The organism is Vulcanisaeta sp. JCM 16159, from assembly GCF_001316265.1.
Lineage (GTDB): Archaea > Thermoproteota > Thermoprotei > Thermoproteales > Thermocladiaceae > Vulcanisaeta.
Genome location: NZ_BBDN01000006.1, coordinates 149,753 through 165,109, shown reverse-complemented (window position 1 = coordinate 165,109; position 15,357 = coordinate 149,753). Strand labels below are relative to the sequence as shown.

At 44.4% G+C, this 15,357-nt stretch carries 24 protein-coding genes and 2 pseudogenes; 9 read left to right on the top strand and 17 right to left on the bottom strand.

From position 1 onward, the window contains the following. The first annotated feature begins 107 nt into the window (after positions 1-107). From JCM16159_RS16055 to JCM16159_RS07465, 6 genes are all read left to right on the top strand, one after another. Entirely contained in the window at positions 108-749 is a 642-nt protein-coding gene (locus tag JCM16159_RS16055) for a (Fe-S)-binding protein (RefSeq protein ID WP_243666296.1), read from the top strand. A 235-nt stretch (positions 750-984) separates the two neighbouring features. Beyond that, complete coding sequence (locus JCM16159_RS16050; protein WP_243666295.1) at positions 985-1,230, top strand: heterodisulfide reductase-related iron-sulfur binding cluster; 246 nt, start codon at positions 985-987, stop codon at positions 1,228-1,230. Positions 1,231-1,239: 9 nt separating this feature from the next. Then, complete coding sequence (locus JCM16159_RS19030) at positions 1,240-1,551, top strand: hypothetical protein (RefSeq protein WP_367834382.1); 312 nt, start codon at positions 1,240-1,242, stop codon at positions 1,549-1,551. After that, positions 1,518-1,898, top strand: coding sequence for a hypothetical protein (locus tag JCM16159_RS19025; RefSeq protein WP_367834381.1), 381 nt, complete (start codon positions 1,518-1,520; stop codon positions 1,896-1,898). The genes JCM16159_RS19030 and JCM16159_RS19025 overlap by 34 nt, the downstream gene beginning before the upstream one ends. Continuing rightward, positions 1,868-2,209, top strand: a complete 342-nt coding sequence (locus JCM16159_RS16040) for an electron transfer flavoprotein subunit alpha/FixB family protein (RefSeq protein ID WP_243666294.1) — start codon at positions 1,868-1,870, stop codon at positions 2,207-2,209. Before JCM16159_RS19025 ends, JCM16159_RS16040 begins: the two co-directional genes overlap by 31 nt. After that, positions 2,209-2,967, top strand: coding sequence for an electron transfer flavoprotein subunit beta/FixA family protein (locus JCM16159_RS07465; RefSeq protein WP_054857421.1), 759 nt, complete (start codon positions 2,209-2,211; stop codon positions 2,965-2,967). Before JCM16159_RS16040 ends, JCM16159_RS07465 begins: the two co-directional genes overlap by 1 nt. Positions 2,968-3,002: 35 nt before the next feature. Here JCM16159_RS07465 and JCM16159_RS07460 read toward each other — a convergent pair whose 3' ends face one another. From JCM16159_RS07460 to JCM16159_RS19015, 3 genes and pseudogenes are all read right to left on the bottom strand, one after another. Then, the gene (locus tag JCM16159_RS07460) at positions 3,003-3,320 is read right to left on the bottom strand and encodes a translation initiation factor aIF-1A (protein WP_054857413.1); all 318 of its coding nucleotides are present in this window, start codon (positions 3,318-3,320) and stop codon (positions 3,003-3,005) included. A 44-nt stretch (positions 3,321-3,364) separates the two neighbouring features. Beyond that, positions 3,365-3,799, bottom strand: a complete 435-nt coding sequence (locus JCM16159_RS19020; protein ID WP_367834380.1) for an NMD3-related protein — start codon at positions 3,797-3,799, stop codon at positions 3,365-3,367. Continuing rightward, positions 3,780-4,300, bottom strand: a pseudogene (locus JCM16159_RS19015) (NMD3-related protein). Before JCM16159_RS19015 ends, JCM16159_RS19020 begins: the two are co-directional and overlap by 20 nt. Positions 4,301-4,382: 82 nt before the next feature. Between JCM16159_RS19015 and JCM16159_RS16035 the strand changes: the two are divergent. From JCM16159_RS16035 to JCM16159_RS07445, 3 genes are all read left to right on the top strand, one after another. Next, a complete protein-coding gene (locus JCM16159_RS16035; RefSeq protein WP_243666293.1) occupies positions 4,383-4,922 on the top strand; it encodes a S1C family serine protease in 540 nt (179 codons plus the stop codon). Then, complete coding sequence (locus JCM16159_RS16030; protein ID WP_243666306.1) at positions 4,919-5,311, top strand: S1C family serine protease; 393 nt, start codon at positions 4,919-4,921, stop codon at positions 5,309-5,311. The genes JCM16159_RS16035 and JCM16159_RS16030 overlap by 4 nt, the downstream gene beginning before the upstream one ends. A gap of 65 nt (positions 5,312-5,376) precedes the next feature. Continuing rightward, positions 5,377-6,483: an alkaline phosphatase family protein gene (locus JCM16159_RS07445; RefSeq protein ID WP_243666292.1), complete on the top strand. Its 1,107-nt coding sequence runs from the start codon at positions 5,377-5,379 to the stop codon at positions 6,481-6,483. Between the two features lie 38 nt (positions 6,484-6,521). Here JCM16159_RS07445 and JCM16159_RS19010 read toward each other — a convergent pair whose 3' ends face one another. The 14 genes and pseudogenes from JCM16159_RS19010 to JCM16159_RS16000 all read right to left on the bottom strand — a co-directional run bounded on the left by JCM16159_RS19010 (position 6,522) and on the right by JCM16159_RS16000 (position 15,356). Continuing rightward, positions 6,522-7,352, bottom strand: a complete 831-nt coding sequence (locus JCM16159_RS19010; protein WP_367834385.1) for a hypothetical protein — start codon at positions 7,350-7,352, stop codon at positions 6,522-6,524. Between the two features lie 43 nt (positions 7,353-7,395). Further along, positions 7,396-7,551: a hypothetical protein gene (locus tag JCM16159_RS19005; protein WP_367834379.1), complete on the bottom strand. Its 156-nt coding sequence runs from the start codon at positions 7,549-7,551 to the stop codon at positions 7,396-7,398. 62 nt (positions 7,552-7,613) lie between these two features. Further along, entirely contained in the window at positions 7,614-7,862 is a 249-nt protein-coding gene (locus JCM16159_RS19000; RefSeq protein ID WP_367834378.1) for a signal recognition particle receptor subunit alpha, read from the bottom strand. A 239-nt stretch (positions 7,863-8,101) separates the two neighbouring features. Next, a pseudogene (locus JCM16159_RS07435) lies at positions 8,102-9,147 on the bottom strand (ATPase domain-containing protein). A 47-nt stretch (positions 9,148-9,194) separates the two neighbouring features. Continuing rightward, positions 9,195-10,784 (bottom strand): PINc/VapC family ATPase, encoded by a 1,590-nt coding sequence (locus tag JCM16159_RS07430; protein WP_054857420.1) that lies wholly within the window; start codon positions 10,782-10,784, stop codon positions 9,195-9,197. Between the two features lie 66 nt (positions 10,785-10,850). Beyond that, complete coding sequence (locus JCM16159_RS16025; RefSeq protein ID WP_243666291.1) at positions 10,851-11,246, bottom strand: hypothetical protein; 396 nt, start codon at positions 11,244-11,246, stop codon at positions 10,851-10,853. Next, positions 11,243-11,815: a mevalonate kinase gene (locus JCM16159_RS16020; protein WP_243666290.1), complete on the bottom strand. Its 573-nt coding sequence runs from the start codon at positions 11,813-11,815 to the stop codon at positions 11,243-11,245. Before JCM16159_RS16020 ends, JCM16159_RS16025 begins: the two co-directional genes overlap by 4 nt. A gap of 234 nt (positions 11,816-12,049) precedes the next feature. Further along, positions 12,050-12,928, bottom strand: coding sequence for an MFS transporter (locus JCM16159_RS07420; RefSeq protein ID WP_054857412.1), 879 nt, complete (start codon positions 12,926-12,928; stop codon positions 12,050-12,052). A gap of 2 nt (positions 12,929-12,930) precedes the next feature. Next, positions 12,931-13,263, bottom strand: coding sequence for an MFS transporter (locus tag JCM16159_RS07415; protein WP_243666289.1), 333 nt, complete (start codon positions 13,261-13,263; stop codon positions 12,931-12,933). 174 nt (positions 13,264-13,437) lie between these two features. Further along, on the bottom strand, positions 13,438-13,683 hold the full coding sequence (locus tag JCM16159_RS07410) for a hypothetical protein (RefSeq protein WP_054857410.1): 246 nt from the start codon (positions 13,681-13,683) through the stop codon (positions 13,438-13,440). A gap of 138 nt (positions 13,684-13,821) precedes the next feature. Further along, positions 13,822-14,328 carry a 4Fe-4S binding protein gene (locus tag JCM16159_RS16015; protein ID WP_243666288.1) on the bottom strand — a complete coding sequence of 169 codons (507 nt, stop codon included), beginning with the start codon at positions 14,326-14,328 and terminating at the stop codon, positions 13,822-13,824. Continuing rightward, a complete protein-coding gene (locus tag JCM16159_RS16010) occupies positions 14,325-14,498 on the bottom strand; it encodes a hypothetical protein (protein WP_243666287.1) in 174 nt (57 codons plus the stop codon). Before JCM16159_RS16010 ends, JCM16159_RS16015 begins: the two co-directional genes overlap by 4 nt. Further along, positions 14,488-15,111, bottom strand: a complete 624-nt coding sequence (locus tag JCM16159_RS16005; protein ID WP_243666286.1) for a hypothetical protein — start codon at positions 15,109-15,111, stop codon at positions 14,488-14,490. Before JCM16159_RS16005 ends, JCM16159_RS16010 begins: the two co-directional genes overlap by 11 nt. Next, on the bottom strand, positions 15,108-15,356 hold the full coding sequence (locus tag JCM16159_RS16000) for a hypothetical protein (protein ID WP_243666285.1): 249 nt from the start codon (positions 15,354-15,356) through the stop codon (positions 15,108-15,110). The genes JCM16159_RS16005 and JCM16159_RS16000 overlap by 4 nt, the downstream gene beginning before the upstream one ends. Position 15,357: the final 1 nt, after the last annotated feature.

The following is a 15,357-nucleotide window of genomic DNA, read 5'->3' as shown; positions in this document are numbered from 1 at the left end:
GTTGACCTTGTCGAGGCTATGAAGGAGGCTGAGAGGGTCGTTAAGACCGTGACTAAGGAGGAGATTGAAATGACGAAACAAAGAATAAAGCAATTGAGGTGATGGGCATGCCGGTGACCGTTAACTTTGGTCTTAGGGAGGAGCTCCTTAAGGTAGTACCCACACTGAGCCTTTGTTACCAATGCGGTACATGTAGTACTTACTGCCCAATAACTGATGAGTCTTATAATATAAGGCTCATCGTTAAGAAAGCCCAACTTGGCGTTGTTGACCCAAAGGACTTCAAGGTCATTTGGGACTGCGTTACCTGCGGCACATGCCAAGCCCTGTGCCCCAATAATGTTGAGATCGTTAATCTCGTGGAGGTTATTAGGACCATGGCAATGAAGTCCAAGATATTCCCAACAAAGATCAATGAGATACTCTGGAAGATATACGAGAACCAGAACCCATGGGGTTACACCGTCACTGACAAGAAGAGGTTCCTAGCTCAATTCAGTGGTTTAATTAATAATGAGAATCCAGACGTTGTGATATACCCATGTTGCCTATCGGTTGGCGACCCAAGGCTTCAGAGACATATTAAGGCTTTGATCAGGGTATTGACTAAGGCAGGCCTTAAGGTGGGTATGTACACAGGCCTGTCCTGCTGCGGTGACATAATACTCCACACGGGCAATAGGGCATTCTATGAGGAGTATACGACCAAGTTAAGGGACTCAATAATGAATAGCATTAAGCTCCAATAATAGTTACACTATCGCCGCATTGTGAATACTCACTTAAGAAGTATCTTAAAGGCGTTAGGGTTGTTCACTACGTTGAGTTACTTGATGAGCTTATACGCAGTGGTAAGTTAAAGATCGACAAAAAGGTTGATATTACCGTGACTTATCACGACCCATGCTACCTATCTAAGCATCAAAGAATCATTGAAGAGCCAGGAGGGTAATCACGTCAATACCAGGGGTTAGGCTCGTTGAGATGGCTCACTCAAGGGAGAAGTCGCTGTGTTGCGGTGCCGGTGGTGGGGGTATAGCCCTTGAGACCAGGGTATCCACTGAACTATCGAAACGCAGGTTGAAGGAAGCAGTTGATACGGGCGCATCGGTAGTACTCACGGCATGTACATACTGCTTCAGGATGCTTGAGGATGCGAATAAGGTAGTGAAAACAAACCTGAGGGTTATGGACCTGGTGGAATTCCTAGATAGTGTTATGGGTGATTGACATGAGTGAGTGGAGGGTATATCCGTATTTATCGAACAAGACAATGGCGAGCTAGAGAGGGCATCGCTTGAAGTCCTAACGAGGGCTGGCGAGTTAGGTAGGAAGTTTAGTGAGGAGGTTCTCGGAATATTACTAGGTCATGAAGTTGATAATCTTGTTAAGGAGTCCTCTAAGTATGGCGCTGATAAGCTCATAGTAGTTGATCACCCAGACCTGATGCACTACAATAGTGATACGTACACAGAGATCATGGCATACCTAATCAATAAATATAGGCCAGGTACCTATTGCTACCAGCCACCAGGAACTCCAGGGACTTAGCCGGTAGATTGGCCGTGAGATTTAGGACCTGCCTTAGTGCGCACGTAATCATGGTTGATATTGATGAGAAGGATAGGAAATTAGTCACGGCAGTACCAGGTTTCGGCGGTAATATAGTCGCCACGGTTGTCTGCACGGGAGGTAAGCCTGAGATGGCTACCGTAAGTCCAGGTACTTACGAGGCAAGGCCAAGCGATAAGGAGGCTTCAGTAATCATGGAGTCCGTGCCTGAGGACCTAATAAAGAAGCGTAGGATTGAGCTCGTGGAGAAGAAGACCTCACCAATGCCTGACCTATCAAGGCTGAGAAGGTCGTTGTGGCAGGGCTTGGGACTGGAGGTGATTTAGAATTGATTAAGGAATTCGCAAACCTAATAGGCGCCGCTGTCGGCGTCACAAGACCACTCGCAGACATGGGCATAATGCCCAGGGACTACCAGATAGGCACCACGGGTGTCTCATTGAGGGCTAAGACCGTGTTTGTATTTGGTGCCAGCGGCGCTCCACACTTTGTTTATGGTATTAGGGACTGCGGTACGATAGTTGCGGTTAATACGGATAGGGAGGCACCAATATTTGAGAATTGTGATTACTGCGTCGTGGCTGACTTATTCGATGTGCTTAAGGCATTGATAAAGGAGTTGAGGGGTGGTAAGTGATGGCTTCCCTTAAGAACATAATAGTCACGATGAAGGTAACACCAAAGCCTGAGGAGATAAGGTTTGACCCGGTCACTAAGACTGTTGATAGGTCAAAGGCGACGAATGAGATAAACCCAGCTGATAAGAACGCCCTTGAACTTGCACTACAGCTTAAGGAGAAGTATGACGGTAGGGTAATAATACTGTCCATGGGACCACCATTCTGGGACCAATTCATAAAGATGGGCATAGCCATGGGCGCCGATGATGCAGTACTAATAAGCGACAGGGCCTTAGGAGGCTCTGACGCCTTTGTAACGTCAAAGGTACTTGCAGCCGCCATTAAGAAAATAGGTGATTACTCGCTTGTAATTACCGGCGAGGAGAGCGAGGATGGCTCAACGGGCCAGGTACCACCTGGCATAGCCGAGTGGTTGGGGATCCCCGTTGTTACCTACGTTTCCCAAGTCATTGACGTGACCGAGGACTCAATAATTGTTAGGAGAACGATTAAGGGAGGTTACGAAAACGTTAAGGTTAAGATGCCAGCCGTATTATCAGTAGAGCTTGGGGTTAATGCACCGAGGTTTCCGGACTTCGAGAGACTACAATGGGCCCAGGACCAGTTTAAGACAATGGTGTGGGGTATCAAGGACCTTGGGCTCACGGAGGATGAAGTTGGCTTTAATGGCTCACTAACAGCTGTTACAGAGCTGAAGGAATTAAGGCCTCGTGAGCGCCTACGCCAATTCATCGAGGGTAGCCTGAGGAGATAGCTAGGGAGCTCATTAAGAGACTTAGCCTTAAATGATTACCCAGCCAATTCATCTAATTGACTCAAAACATCCGCATAACCGCTTTGCCTTAATTCGTTGACCTCGTTCTTCTCGTACTTATATATTAAATCCGCCCTATTTGGTTCGAAGTCCCAAGGCGCAACCAGTATGTAATCACCAACCCTAAGCCACATCTTCTTCCTATACTTACCTGGTATCCTCACGAGCCTAATCTTGCCATCCTGGCACACGGCCTTTGCCCTATCATCACCAACAAGCTCTATTACCTTGGCAAGCATTTCACCCTCCTCAGGTAATCGTGTTTTACTTCCCTGCTGATTTTCCTTGGGCATCTGCGATAATAAATCTCATACCTTTATAAACCCAACCTTTATCATCAGCACATACCATTGAGCACATACCTATCATTACCTATCATAATTTCCAGGGACCTTGATCCTCGATCTTCAACACACCTGGTCTCATAACTTGGCACCGATATACCATCCTTAATAATTTCACTCAACCTAACATTAATAATCTCCCTACTACCCAACTCCATTAGCCTAAATGTCCCCTGCGAGTAAGAAAGCACGTAATATGGCCTATTTAAGTAAATAATCACTGAGCCACGGCTCAGAGGAACCAAAGCCACGCTAATACTTAACTTGGTAATTACCTTATCACCGTGTCCCCTAACCACACTCTGGCTCTCGGTTACCCTGCTCGGCACCGCCTTATGTATCTTATAGGCTATGGACCTAGCGAGGCTTTGATCCGATAACTTAATGTCGAGCCCCTCCTCCGTATCCTCAATCTTTAAAAAAACCACTTCTTTCATTCTTAATGGTTTCCTTCCTAACAACATCAATTATCAACCTCTTTAGTAGGCCATTCATCGGCACGGCACTCCTAACCTGTATGACCGCTCTTTCCCTTTCATTAATCATATCCCTACACCTTGGACACAGCTCCTCACTATACCTAACCCTGACATTAACCTCTTCGTCATAGTCGCTAATGAGTCCATGAACCGAACCCCTGACCTTAACCACCGCCGTATTCAACCCATGCCTCAAACTCAGGGTTTCGATGGATGCATTGGTGACCCTGCCCATGTACTCTATGGACTCGAGTATTAACTTCTCAATAACCCTTGGATCCTTCACCCACCTGCCCCTGTAGAGTATTGCGCCACAGCTTGGCACCTAACAATACCCACCACATCCCTCTTCACCCTGGCAAGCGGGTGCGTCTTCCTATAGCAGTCTGGGCATAATCCCTCAATCAATATATCAGTCTCCCTGCCACACAATGCACATACCCTGCGCATTTCCCATTAACGAACTAAGGCGGGTTAAATAAATCCTTTCCATTACCATAATACTTAATACATCTGGTTGCACCAATTACCTGTGAGTAAGGACGTGGAGTCAAGGATTATAGACATAGTTAATGAGATGAGATCCTCAGTCGTAAGTATAATAACGACTAGGCTCATGGTTGATGAATGGTTAAACGCAACTCCAGTCAGGGGTATTGGCACGGGATTCTTCATTGATAATAAGCATATAGTTACGGCGAATCACGTGGTTCATGATGCGGCCGAATTGGTGATAGTGACACCAGAGGGCGATGAGTATGAGGGTGAATTACTAGGTAGAGACCCAGAGTTTGATGCAGCATTAATTAGGGTTGAGGGCGCTAGGTCAGTTAGGTCCGTCAAGCTCGGTGATTCTGATAAACTCAAGGTGGGGCAGATGGTCATAGCCATAGGCTACCCACTTGGTTTGCTTGGTGAACCAACGGTCACTCTCGGCGTTATTTCAGCAATTGGTAGAAGCATAAATACGCCAGTGGGTGTTCTTGAGGGCTTAATACAGACGGACGCGGCGATAAATCCGGGAAATTCAGGTGTCCATTACTTAACCTTGATGGTGAGGTCGTGGGCATGAACACCGCAATAATAGCTGGTGCCCAGGGTATTGGTTTTGCTGTGCCCATAAACCTGGTTAAGTTAACAATAGATGAGATACTGAGGTTTGGTAGGGTCGTTAGACCGAGACTGGGCATATTCGGTACCGACATTAATAAACCCCTGGCTAGGTACTTTAGATTACCCGTGGAGAAGGGGGTTTTAGTAGTTAAGGTTTTACCAGGTTCTCCAGCTGATGATGCTGGCATTAGGCAGGGTGATATAATTACGGCTATTGATGATGAGGAATTATCAAGTATCGTTCAGTTAAAGGTTCACATGACTAGGAAGTTCATTGAGGGTAATAGGGCATTTGACCTGACAATAGTTAGGGGCAGGACTAGATACAGGATTAAGGTCAGCATCTAAGCTATTACCTTATAGGAATAGTTAAAAAAAATTAAAATTGTTTAAAATCATTATGAACAAGAACAATGAGCGAATTAGCGATACCTAATTATTCAGACTTAAGCATTCAGAATCTAGCTAATACATTACTATCGCATTTTGGCGCGGTACCTAGGGGTCCTAAGTTAAGGCTTGACCTTGACATTAACGATCGCGTAGTCCTAATACTAATTGATGGCCTTAGTTACCTGGATTTAATAAATGCCATGGGCAATTCATTACCCGTAAGTAGACTATATAGGATAACCTCGGTTTTTCCAACAACCACATCCACGGTATTAACAACACTATTCACAGGCCTAAGTCCTGGCCAGCACGGCGTCTTCGGCCCTAATGTCTACATTAAGGAAATCGGAACAATAGTCAATACCCTATCCATGGGTCCCGTAATTGGTGAGAGGGATGGACTACATAAAATGGGTTATGACCTAAAGAAGCTCTTCCCAATAAAGTCTACAATATTTGAGGAGCTGGGCAACATGGGTATAAGAAGTAGGGTGTATGTTCCTAAGGGCCTATCCGGCGGCTTATCAAGAATAACCTACGCAGGTGCTGAGATTGTGGAGTACGTAACGCCATACGACGCGATAATAAATGCATCAAAGTTCCTGAGTGAGTATAGGGTTAGTTTCGTGCACATATACATAACCACGGTAGACTCAGCAGCGCATAAGTATGGGCCGGACTCCGAGGAATGCAATGCCGTGATTAGGGAGACCGTGGATTCCGTGATTAGGATGGCTAAGAAGTACATGGCTGATGCCACGGTCTTGATAACGGCGGATCACGGACATGACGAGGTCAGGAGTAATGTTAAGGCCAATGATGTTCAGGGATTAATGAGACACCTTCATGTACCACCCTACGGCGATGCCAGGGCCGTATACCTCAAGCTCAGTGATAAGTCGAGTATTGATGAACTAACAGCATTACTCAGTAGGCATAACGTGGCCGGGCACTTCCTAAGTAGAGATGATGCGATTAACATGGGCCTATTTGGTGAGACTTCAAGCAATGTGATTGACAGGGTTGGTGACGTAATCTTCATACCCAATAGTGGCTCAGCCTTCATCTACCTGTATAAGCCGGACAATGAGGAATTACTAACCTCAGGGGTCAGCATGGAGGCTTAACCGAGAGGGAATTGTACATACCATTAATACAGCTATAATTACTCACTAACCAACCTGCCCAGTCTCCTACGTGACTTCTTTAACTGATTAACCATCCTCTTCATCAATTGATAGTAATTCAATAACTCCTTAACGTCCTTAGGAGTTACCCCAGCGCCCCTGGCTATCCTACGTATTCTAGATGCATTAACAATATCCGGGTTCAGCAACTCTTCCTTGGTCATCGAATCGAGTATGTGCCTCCACCTCCTGAGCATATCCTGGGCATTGCTCATTTTCTCCTCATCAAGCATCACAGCCCTATACTGCATCGGCAACATACTACTTGGTAATAACTCCAGGATCTTACTGAGGGGCCCAAGCTTCATTATTGAGTCGATCTGTTTCTTAATGGTTAGTAGGTTTATCTTGCCCTCCTCGATCTCCTCCATGATCTTGCTCTCCTCCTCAATAGCCCTTACCTTCTCAATCAATGCCTCAAGGTCGCCCATACCTAGTAATCTTGATACGTACTTATTAGCATCAAAGACCTCAATCTCATCAATATCCTCACCAACGCCAATGAACTTAATCCTCGCGCCGCTCTTTATAACCGAGGTTAATGCACCACCAGCCTTTGCGGTGCTATCCATCTTCGTTAGAAAAACACTATGTATTGGTACGTACTTCATGAAGGCCTCTGTTTGGGCAGCGGCCTGTCTACCGACTGTAGCATCGATCACGAGCATGACCTCGTCAGGCTTAGCCTCATCATAAATAGCCTTGGCCTCCTTCAGTAGCTCCTCCTCATTCTTATGCCTACCTGCCGTATCAATTATTATCAAGTCAACCCTATTCCTCTGCATGTGCTCAAGGCCGTGCCTAAGTATGGCTATGGGATCTTTAGAGTCCTCCTCGCCATAAAACAGGGCATTAATTTTTTTCAGCTAGTTGCTTAAGCTGATGATATGCGCCGGGCCTATATGTATCGGTCTCAATAAGCCCAACCCTTAGATTCCTCTTGATATAAAATCTGGCCAGTTTAGCCGCTGATGTTGTCTTGCCGCTGCCCTCAATGCCGATCAGCATTAACCTATATGGTCTTTTACTAATATTGACGTTTGGTATTTCCTCACCGCCAAGCGCCTTAACTAATTCCTGGTATAGGAGGTATAGAAGGAATTCCTTACTTGTGATGCCCTGGGGAGCTTCTCCTGCCTAAACCTTTCCTCAATTGCTTTTGTTATTGATAAAACAACGTCAGCACTAACGTCAGCCTTCAATAAGATCCTCTGTATTTCTCTTAATACCTCTTTGAGCGTTGCCTCGTCTATATAATTCAACCCCCTAATCCTATTGACTAGGTTCGTGAAAGCCTCAATTAATGGATTTGGCGCCACTGCAGCCTTAGCACCTGCTTATCTCTTAATTAATTTATTGCGGGTATTTTACTAGGGTAACGGGCTTAGTAGGTGAAAGGGTTAATTGAGCTTGACGTAGGCTCTGGCTATGAGTTAGGTTCTCTTGACCACGTTACTACTTAATAGTTCTTTATTCCTTGCCCTAAGTGAGGGCCAGGGCGGTTTTCCTCTAAGGCAATCGTGCCCGAATCAATACGCTCTATAAGCAAAATTAATGCTTATTGCTGCGTCTCGTAGTATTGAGACGTGTAATACTGCTGCGGGTAGTAGTAATAGCCCTGTGAGTACTGTTCCATCGCGTACTGATGCCCGCAGATACTCCTCAACGTAACCTCATTATTCAAGGGGCCTATCACATAAATACCATAAGGCGCGGCTATATCGTATACAAGCTTTATTGGTTTAATCGGCATCCACCTCATCTTCCTAATAAACATAATCCTGCTAAACACCCAAAGTTACTATTAATCATTGATACCTCCCTGAGGGATAGCATAATCACGCCACTCGCAAGATACTCCTCAACGCCAAACCTACTGAGCTTATTCTCCTCACCCGTGGGTATTTCCGAGGTCATTATCGTAGTCACATCCTTAAGTTTCTTAAGCTGGAACACCAACTCCCTCAGGTACTCCCTAATCCAAATAACGTCTTGGTGACTCATTATTATTAATGGCGCAATCGGATCAATGACGAGTCTCTTAACATCATACTTCTTAACCTGCTCAATAATCATCTTAGCCAGGTCCTTTGGATCAAGAGTTATCTTCTCATCCCGCGCATAAATCCTGAAGTATGTCCTGAAATCAGCCATTATTAGTTTACCGTTCTTCTCATAGGAATCTAAATCCCAACCAAGGGCATCCCTAACACCTCTTTTAACGTCCTCTGAAGGTTCGTCAACCGTTACGTACATACCCACCTCGCCAAGCTCGGCACCTGTCCTTAGGAATGTTAGGCTGAATATGGTCTTACCAGTGCCAGCCTCACCGGCTATCAGGTAAACCTCACCTCTCTTGAACCCACCACTAAGTATGTATGAGTCTAGGTAGTTAATTCCAGTTATTGCCTTGTCCTCATAATAGTAATAATAATATGGATATTGGTCCTGTGGATACTGAAGAGTTTGTGTGTTATATGGATATTGATAATATGTCATTGTATCATTATAATAATTATTATCTGTTTGATAATTTCCATAGTAATTATAATAATTCGAATAAGTATCCGAATCAGCTACCACGGGCTTTTTCATTGAACTCATATTATCCTGACAATAGTTATAAAAGTGCTTATATATGTTGCGTTTCGTCAATGTTCCTTCGGCCTTACCTTAAGTTGAACATTAAACTTCCTCCTAATATTCTCAAGTTTAGGCAGCCCCTTGGAGATGACAGCGCCTATGTATGCGTCAGGTACTTGGATTATTACCGAGCCATCCTCGCCCCTAACTATTGATATCTCCTCTGGTGGCACATACTTCCTCAAAACCCTAATAATCCTACTAATCAACCTCTTATCATTAACTGCCTGACCAATCCTACGTGACCTACTGATAGGCGTTACGAAGATCTCTTCGCCAAACACGTAAACCTCATACTCAACAGTATCATTTATGAAATCCTTAACAATGACCACGGGCCTCGCCAAGTCCTCCTCGCTCATACCCTCGGGGACCTTGACAGTAAGCTCGAGACTATACACCCTCTGAACCTCGCCATCCTTCATAAAGAGGACCGTGTCTATTATTGATGGTAGCATGCCAAGCTCAGTCCTGCCTATGAACCTCTGAATCGCATCTATGGGGCTTGTTGCGTGGACAACACCTACCATGCCAACACCCGCCAGCCTAAGGTCTATGTATAATTGGAAGTCGGCCGTATCTCTCATCTCGTCAAAAATCGTGAAGTCCGGTCTCGACAGCAGCAGTAGGTCGTGAACTTCTTCGGACGTTGCGTAGGTCTTTGATATCTGCGTTATTTCATTAGGCAGTATCATGTCTCTAGGTGATTCCACGGTCTTAACGATCTTGCCAAGGTTCATGTAATACTCCGCCAGAGCCTGGGCAAAGGTTGTCTTACCAGCACCTGGTGGGCCGGCTATTAGTATTCCCTCGGCCTGCCTACTCAGTCTATCAAGAACCTTTGGGTGCAGTGAATAATCCTCAAGTTTACGCTTAATTAATGGCCTAACTGCCGTTATCTCAATCCCATCAGAAACGGGGGGTAACGCAATGACAATTCTATACTCACTGTGCTGAATAATGAGTGAGTTCTCCCTCCTAATCTCAACCCTGGTGTTACTATTGGCCATGAGTGATGCCGATATCAATTCCCTAACCATCCTCTCCAGGTACTCCCTACTAAGCGGTTCACTACCGAGAGGCACTAATTGCCAACTTCCCGGCCTACCCTTCTTGGCATAGGGTATTGAACCCTCCTTTAAGTGGACGGACATAGTGTCGTTATCGAAGAACCTCTCAATCTCCAGTTTATCCTTATGCTGACCAATGAATAGCGTTTCAATACCCATAGCCCGTGAAATCTCAAAATTCATCTCATCACTCGTCACCAGTATTGCGCCTAATTCCCTGGCCAATTCCCTAACGATCTCATCAACCGAGTGCTGGTCAGGCCTTGGTATTGACTTTGGGAGTGTCGATACGTACTCAACCCTTACATCCTCGAGGCCGAGCTTATTTATTGAGTCCATGATGTAATTCAATTCCCTAATACCCAACCAACCCAATGCGCCACCAGACCTAGCCTCGCCCTCAAACTTCCTAATTATCTCTGTATGTATCAATAACCTACCCTTGATGTTACCCCTCAATATTGCCTCCTTTAGGCTTCCATCCAAGAACACCGACGTATCGGGTATGTAAATATTGCCTACTTGCATTCCGCTTATCGCTAAGTAATCGATATTAAGCACCCTTAATAAATACTTTTATTCATAATAAGCCAATTAATCATCACTCTCGATAATCGCGCCATTAATATCCAACCTGGCCCTTAATGCGGAACCGCCCACGAGTTCCACTGCCTTCTCAACCTCTACCCTATCGGACAACGCTATCATGCACCCACCGCCGCCGGCACCTGTCAACTTAGAGCCAAGGGCGCCTGCATTTCTGGCAGCATAAACCATCTCATTTAACTGCCGAGTCGACACACCAAGGGCATCAAGCAGTCCATGGTTAATGTTCATTAGAGCACCCATTAACTCCAAGTCACCCTTCTCCAGGGCCTCCCTACCCTTCCTAGTGATTAGCCCTATTGACCTTATTATCGGCTCTATTACGTCCCTCATGGTCTCGTACTTCTTCCTAACCATGGCCACCAAGTCCTTCGTCGTGCTCACCCTGGCACGTACCCAATAATCAATGGAATACTGGTTCCTGGCTTCACGGGTTCCATCGCCGCGTTGTTGCCCTCGGGTTTCACATACATTATACCGCCGAATGTGGCCATTGTGGTATCCGTAGGGCTTGCAGAACCTTGAACATCCTTCTCAACTTGCCAGGCCAGACGTGCCAGTTCGCGTTTATCAATATCATAACCCAGTTCTTTTATGTATGCGTATATGGTCGCTACGGCAACAGCAGCTGACGTGCCTAGCCCAGCGCCAACAGGCATTTCAGATCGTATCTCCAAGTCAATGCCAACCCTCTTATCTAGGTACTCCGTGGCTAGCTCAACCGCCCTCTTAACGTAGCTTAACGCGGAGATGACCGCGCCATAATCTGTCCTGGCAACTATATCGCCGTCTTCATTAATCGTCACCGAGACACCTGCCAACCTTAGATCTCTCGCATTTATGTTCACCTTATTATCGTTCCTAGCCTTTGCCATAACATAGACATACCTATTAATGGCCATGGCTAAGGCTGGCTCGCCGTAAACGACGGCGTGTTCCCCATACAGTATCACCTTACCAGGGCTCTTACGACAACCACAGGGGTTAGGATAATCAAGGAAATTAAATTCTTCCGCCGAATAACACCGAATCCTTCTGCCGTTGGTTTCGCCTGCTTAAATGAATGATCATGTTTAATATTGTCCTGCATGTGCTACCGAGTCCGTGAATTATCACTATATGACATTGGAATTACAGCACCAGATATGAATAGGAACGCAATAACTAAACCTGGCTTATAGACAGGGTCATTGTTCACTAGGGGTAATATGACGAGACCTACTTAAATGAATTACTACCAAGCTCAGTGACAGGGTTAATGGTATCAGGAATAAGGACTCTGTACTGATCCTATAAAATTCACCTGCCACATAACTACCTATTGTCTGTCCAATTAACTGAAACGTTATTAATAAGCTCATTCCATAACCCCTCTTGTCAATGTTAATTCTATTACCCAACTCACTCTGGATTGCGGTCATGATTAGCTGGGTACCGATTTGTAGGAGTAACATGTACCCAACGGTTGAGTAGACATTTTCGAGTAGGCCTATTGCGCTACCTAGCGTGTTAATAATGATACCAACAATAAGCAACTTACTCCTGTACCTATCTACATAGAACAATAGGAGAACACCTAGGACTATGTATGCTGCGTAGGAGGTGGATACCAAGTAACCCCAATAAACTGTACTCAATTCTAGCCTGTATACAACGTATATCGATAGTAACGTGTTAAGGGGCATCACGGCTATGTATGTTATTAATGTTATTAAATACATGGTTAGTAAGTCATTGGATAGATGAACCACGTTGCTCAGGGAGTAATAGGAACGCAATAACTCCCTAAGGGAGATATTTCTCGGCTTGCTATTGCCCAGTGTTTCCTTAATCGTGAAGTGCCTAATCACTGACACGGCCGTAGATATGACCGCGGAAAATAGGTAGGCAATTCTAATACCAAGTAGTCCGTACTTATTAATTAGGAAACCGCCGATTGGCGGTAGGATTAGCCACGGTATTTGGGGCAATACGGATGTCACCAGGATACCGCTGGCGTACCTTTCAGGTGGTAATGAGTCTATTAATATCGCCAACAGTGCAGGTTGGTAAAAACCCGCTGCCATGCTCAGGCATAGAATACAGCAAGTAATTGCCAACTTGGTGCTATCACCATTAAGTATGTCATTATTGTTATTAGCCACGTCCCTATGATTATTGACGATCTACGACCAATGGTATCCGTTAAATAACCACCGGGTATTATCGTCATTAACTGCGCTACCATAGACACCGAGTAGGTCAGGCCAATATCCACTGCATTGGCGCCAAGCATTTTAAGGTAGATTGAGAAGTAGGGCAACGTTACCGCATTGCCTATGGCATAAAGAAACCAGGTAAGCAATAGGACTCCCACATTACCTGTCACGTAATACCTAATGCCTCTTTTTATATCGTGCAATAACAATCCCCTTAATTATTAGGTATAGAACATGACTTATTTTAAGCATTATGAATGTAGGTGCAATAATCATACTCAGTCATTTACCCATCATCATTTAATCAAGAGACCGTCGTTTCATCATAGACATTAATTAACCCTTTAGGGCTTAAAAAAGACTTAAGCGTCGTGTCTTTATGGTACTACGTAGTAATAATCCTTTGTTGACTCCCTAATAGTTTTCTCATCAGCGTATATAGGCACCACTATTGGTAATGTATAGGGTGTAGGTATGATCACCAAGTGACCGGTAACTTGGCCATAATGATTATTTTTACTTCCGCTGTTTACTGGGTCGTTGCTATTTATTGATGACTTACTTAATTGCGTTGGTAATACCTTGATTCTTAAAATCCTGATTATTGATTTTGTTACCATCATACATTTTCCAACCTTTATGGAGAATTTAAATACCTATAAGGTAGGGAGAGTATACTTGCTATATATCAAGCATATTGGAAAAATTACTATATATGCTATATATCTCACATAGAATTAAATACTAATATTAGATAATTTTCACGAAACCTTAATCCTAATTATCGCACCCCTTGAACATACCAACTGACAAATACCGCAGCCAATACATGCCTTGGTATCAATAACGGGTTTCCTATTTAATTGAATTGCTGGACAATTAATCCTTAAGCAATCACCGCAATTATCGCAATACTCATCAACAATGCTAAACACGTATTTACCTAGGGAATTCACCGAGATATTTATTACAATTATACCACGTGAATTAACGATGTCCAGAACATCCTGTAACGAACTCAGGGGATTACCTGGATCGTAATTTACGACTTTATATTGAGCACTGACTTTAGATAAAACGTTTAAAGCCTCATTACATTCACCATTAATTAATGGAATTATCATGAGGTAATTATCATGAGTAGTATTAATGATCTCACGGATCAGATCCTCCTGGTTCAATAATGAGCATGGATTAACCACCGCTATTAACCTGCCATAGCCATAACCAGCCCTTAGAAATGCCAATATTGACATTAATGGATTCACCACAAAATCAACCACTTGATCGAACTCCTCGGTTCGAAGAATGTTGGGAGCATGTCATAGCTTGGCGTCAGCCCTTCAGTACTGATTATATGCATGTATGATGGGTCAATCACCATTATCGGTACTTCACCCTGTCTCCTATACTTTGAAAAGAGCCACTCAATGAGCATCAATGGGTCTCCCGGTCCCCGAAAAAAAGAGCCGCTTAACGGCATTATTGATTAAATCGTTATACCATTTATCAATATCATCAACCATAAGCCTATCAACACCGACCTCCTTCATTAAGTAATCCCCAATATCGATGACGTACTTAATACTGATCGAATCCTTAGGAAGTGGATTTATGTATAATGACAATATCATAGAGTAATTACTGATTTTATCGATGCGCTCCTTAATGAATGACCACGCAGAACCAGATATGAGTACCCCATCACCCTTCCCAATAATAGTAATGTTATCACGAGTCCTAACCCTGACCTCCTCAGGCAATTCTTTACGGAAACTACCCAATAATCGATTAGGTCCCCAACGCATGGGCTCACCCCAATTCTTATTAAACGTGGCCTCCCTACGCCTAACGCCAACGCCATTGATGCCCTCATCTATACCTAACCAAGGCCCCAACCTCACTATGTATGGTAGCTCAAAGGACTCACTATAATCACGGCTTTCCTTAATGGCCCTAACTAGGCTTTCCTGGTCCCAGGGCTCCAGGCATGGTAAACCCACTAAATTACAGAAGGGCCTTATGTCGTGAACGTCATAAACGAGTATCACGAGCGAGCCTCTATCTTGGCGATGCTTAAGGAGCCTAGGGAATTTAAGAAGCCGGTATCGTCAATTAGCACCGCAACATCCCTAAACATGCTTGAGAGGACCTCAGCCTCATTAATCGCATTCTCAGGATTTATCTTTACAGTAAATACCCTATTCATTAAGTAGGAACCTGTTATGACTACATCGTTAAATGAGTTCCTTAATACATCCGCGATTCTCAAAATACTACTTCTTACATCATGCACT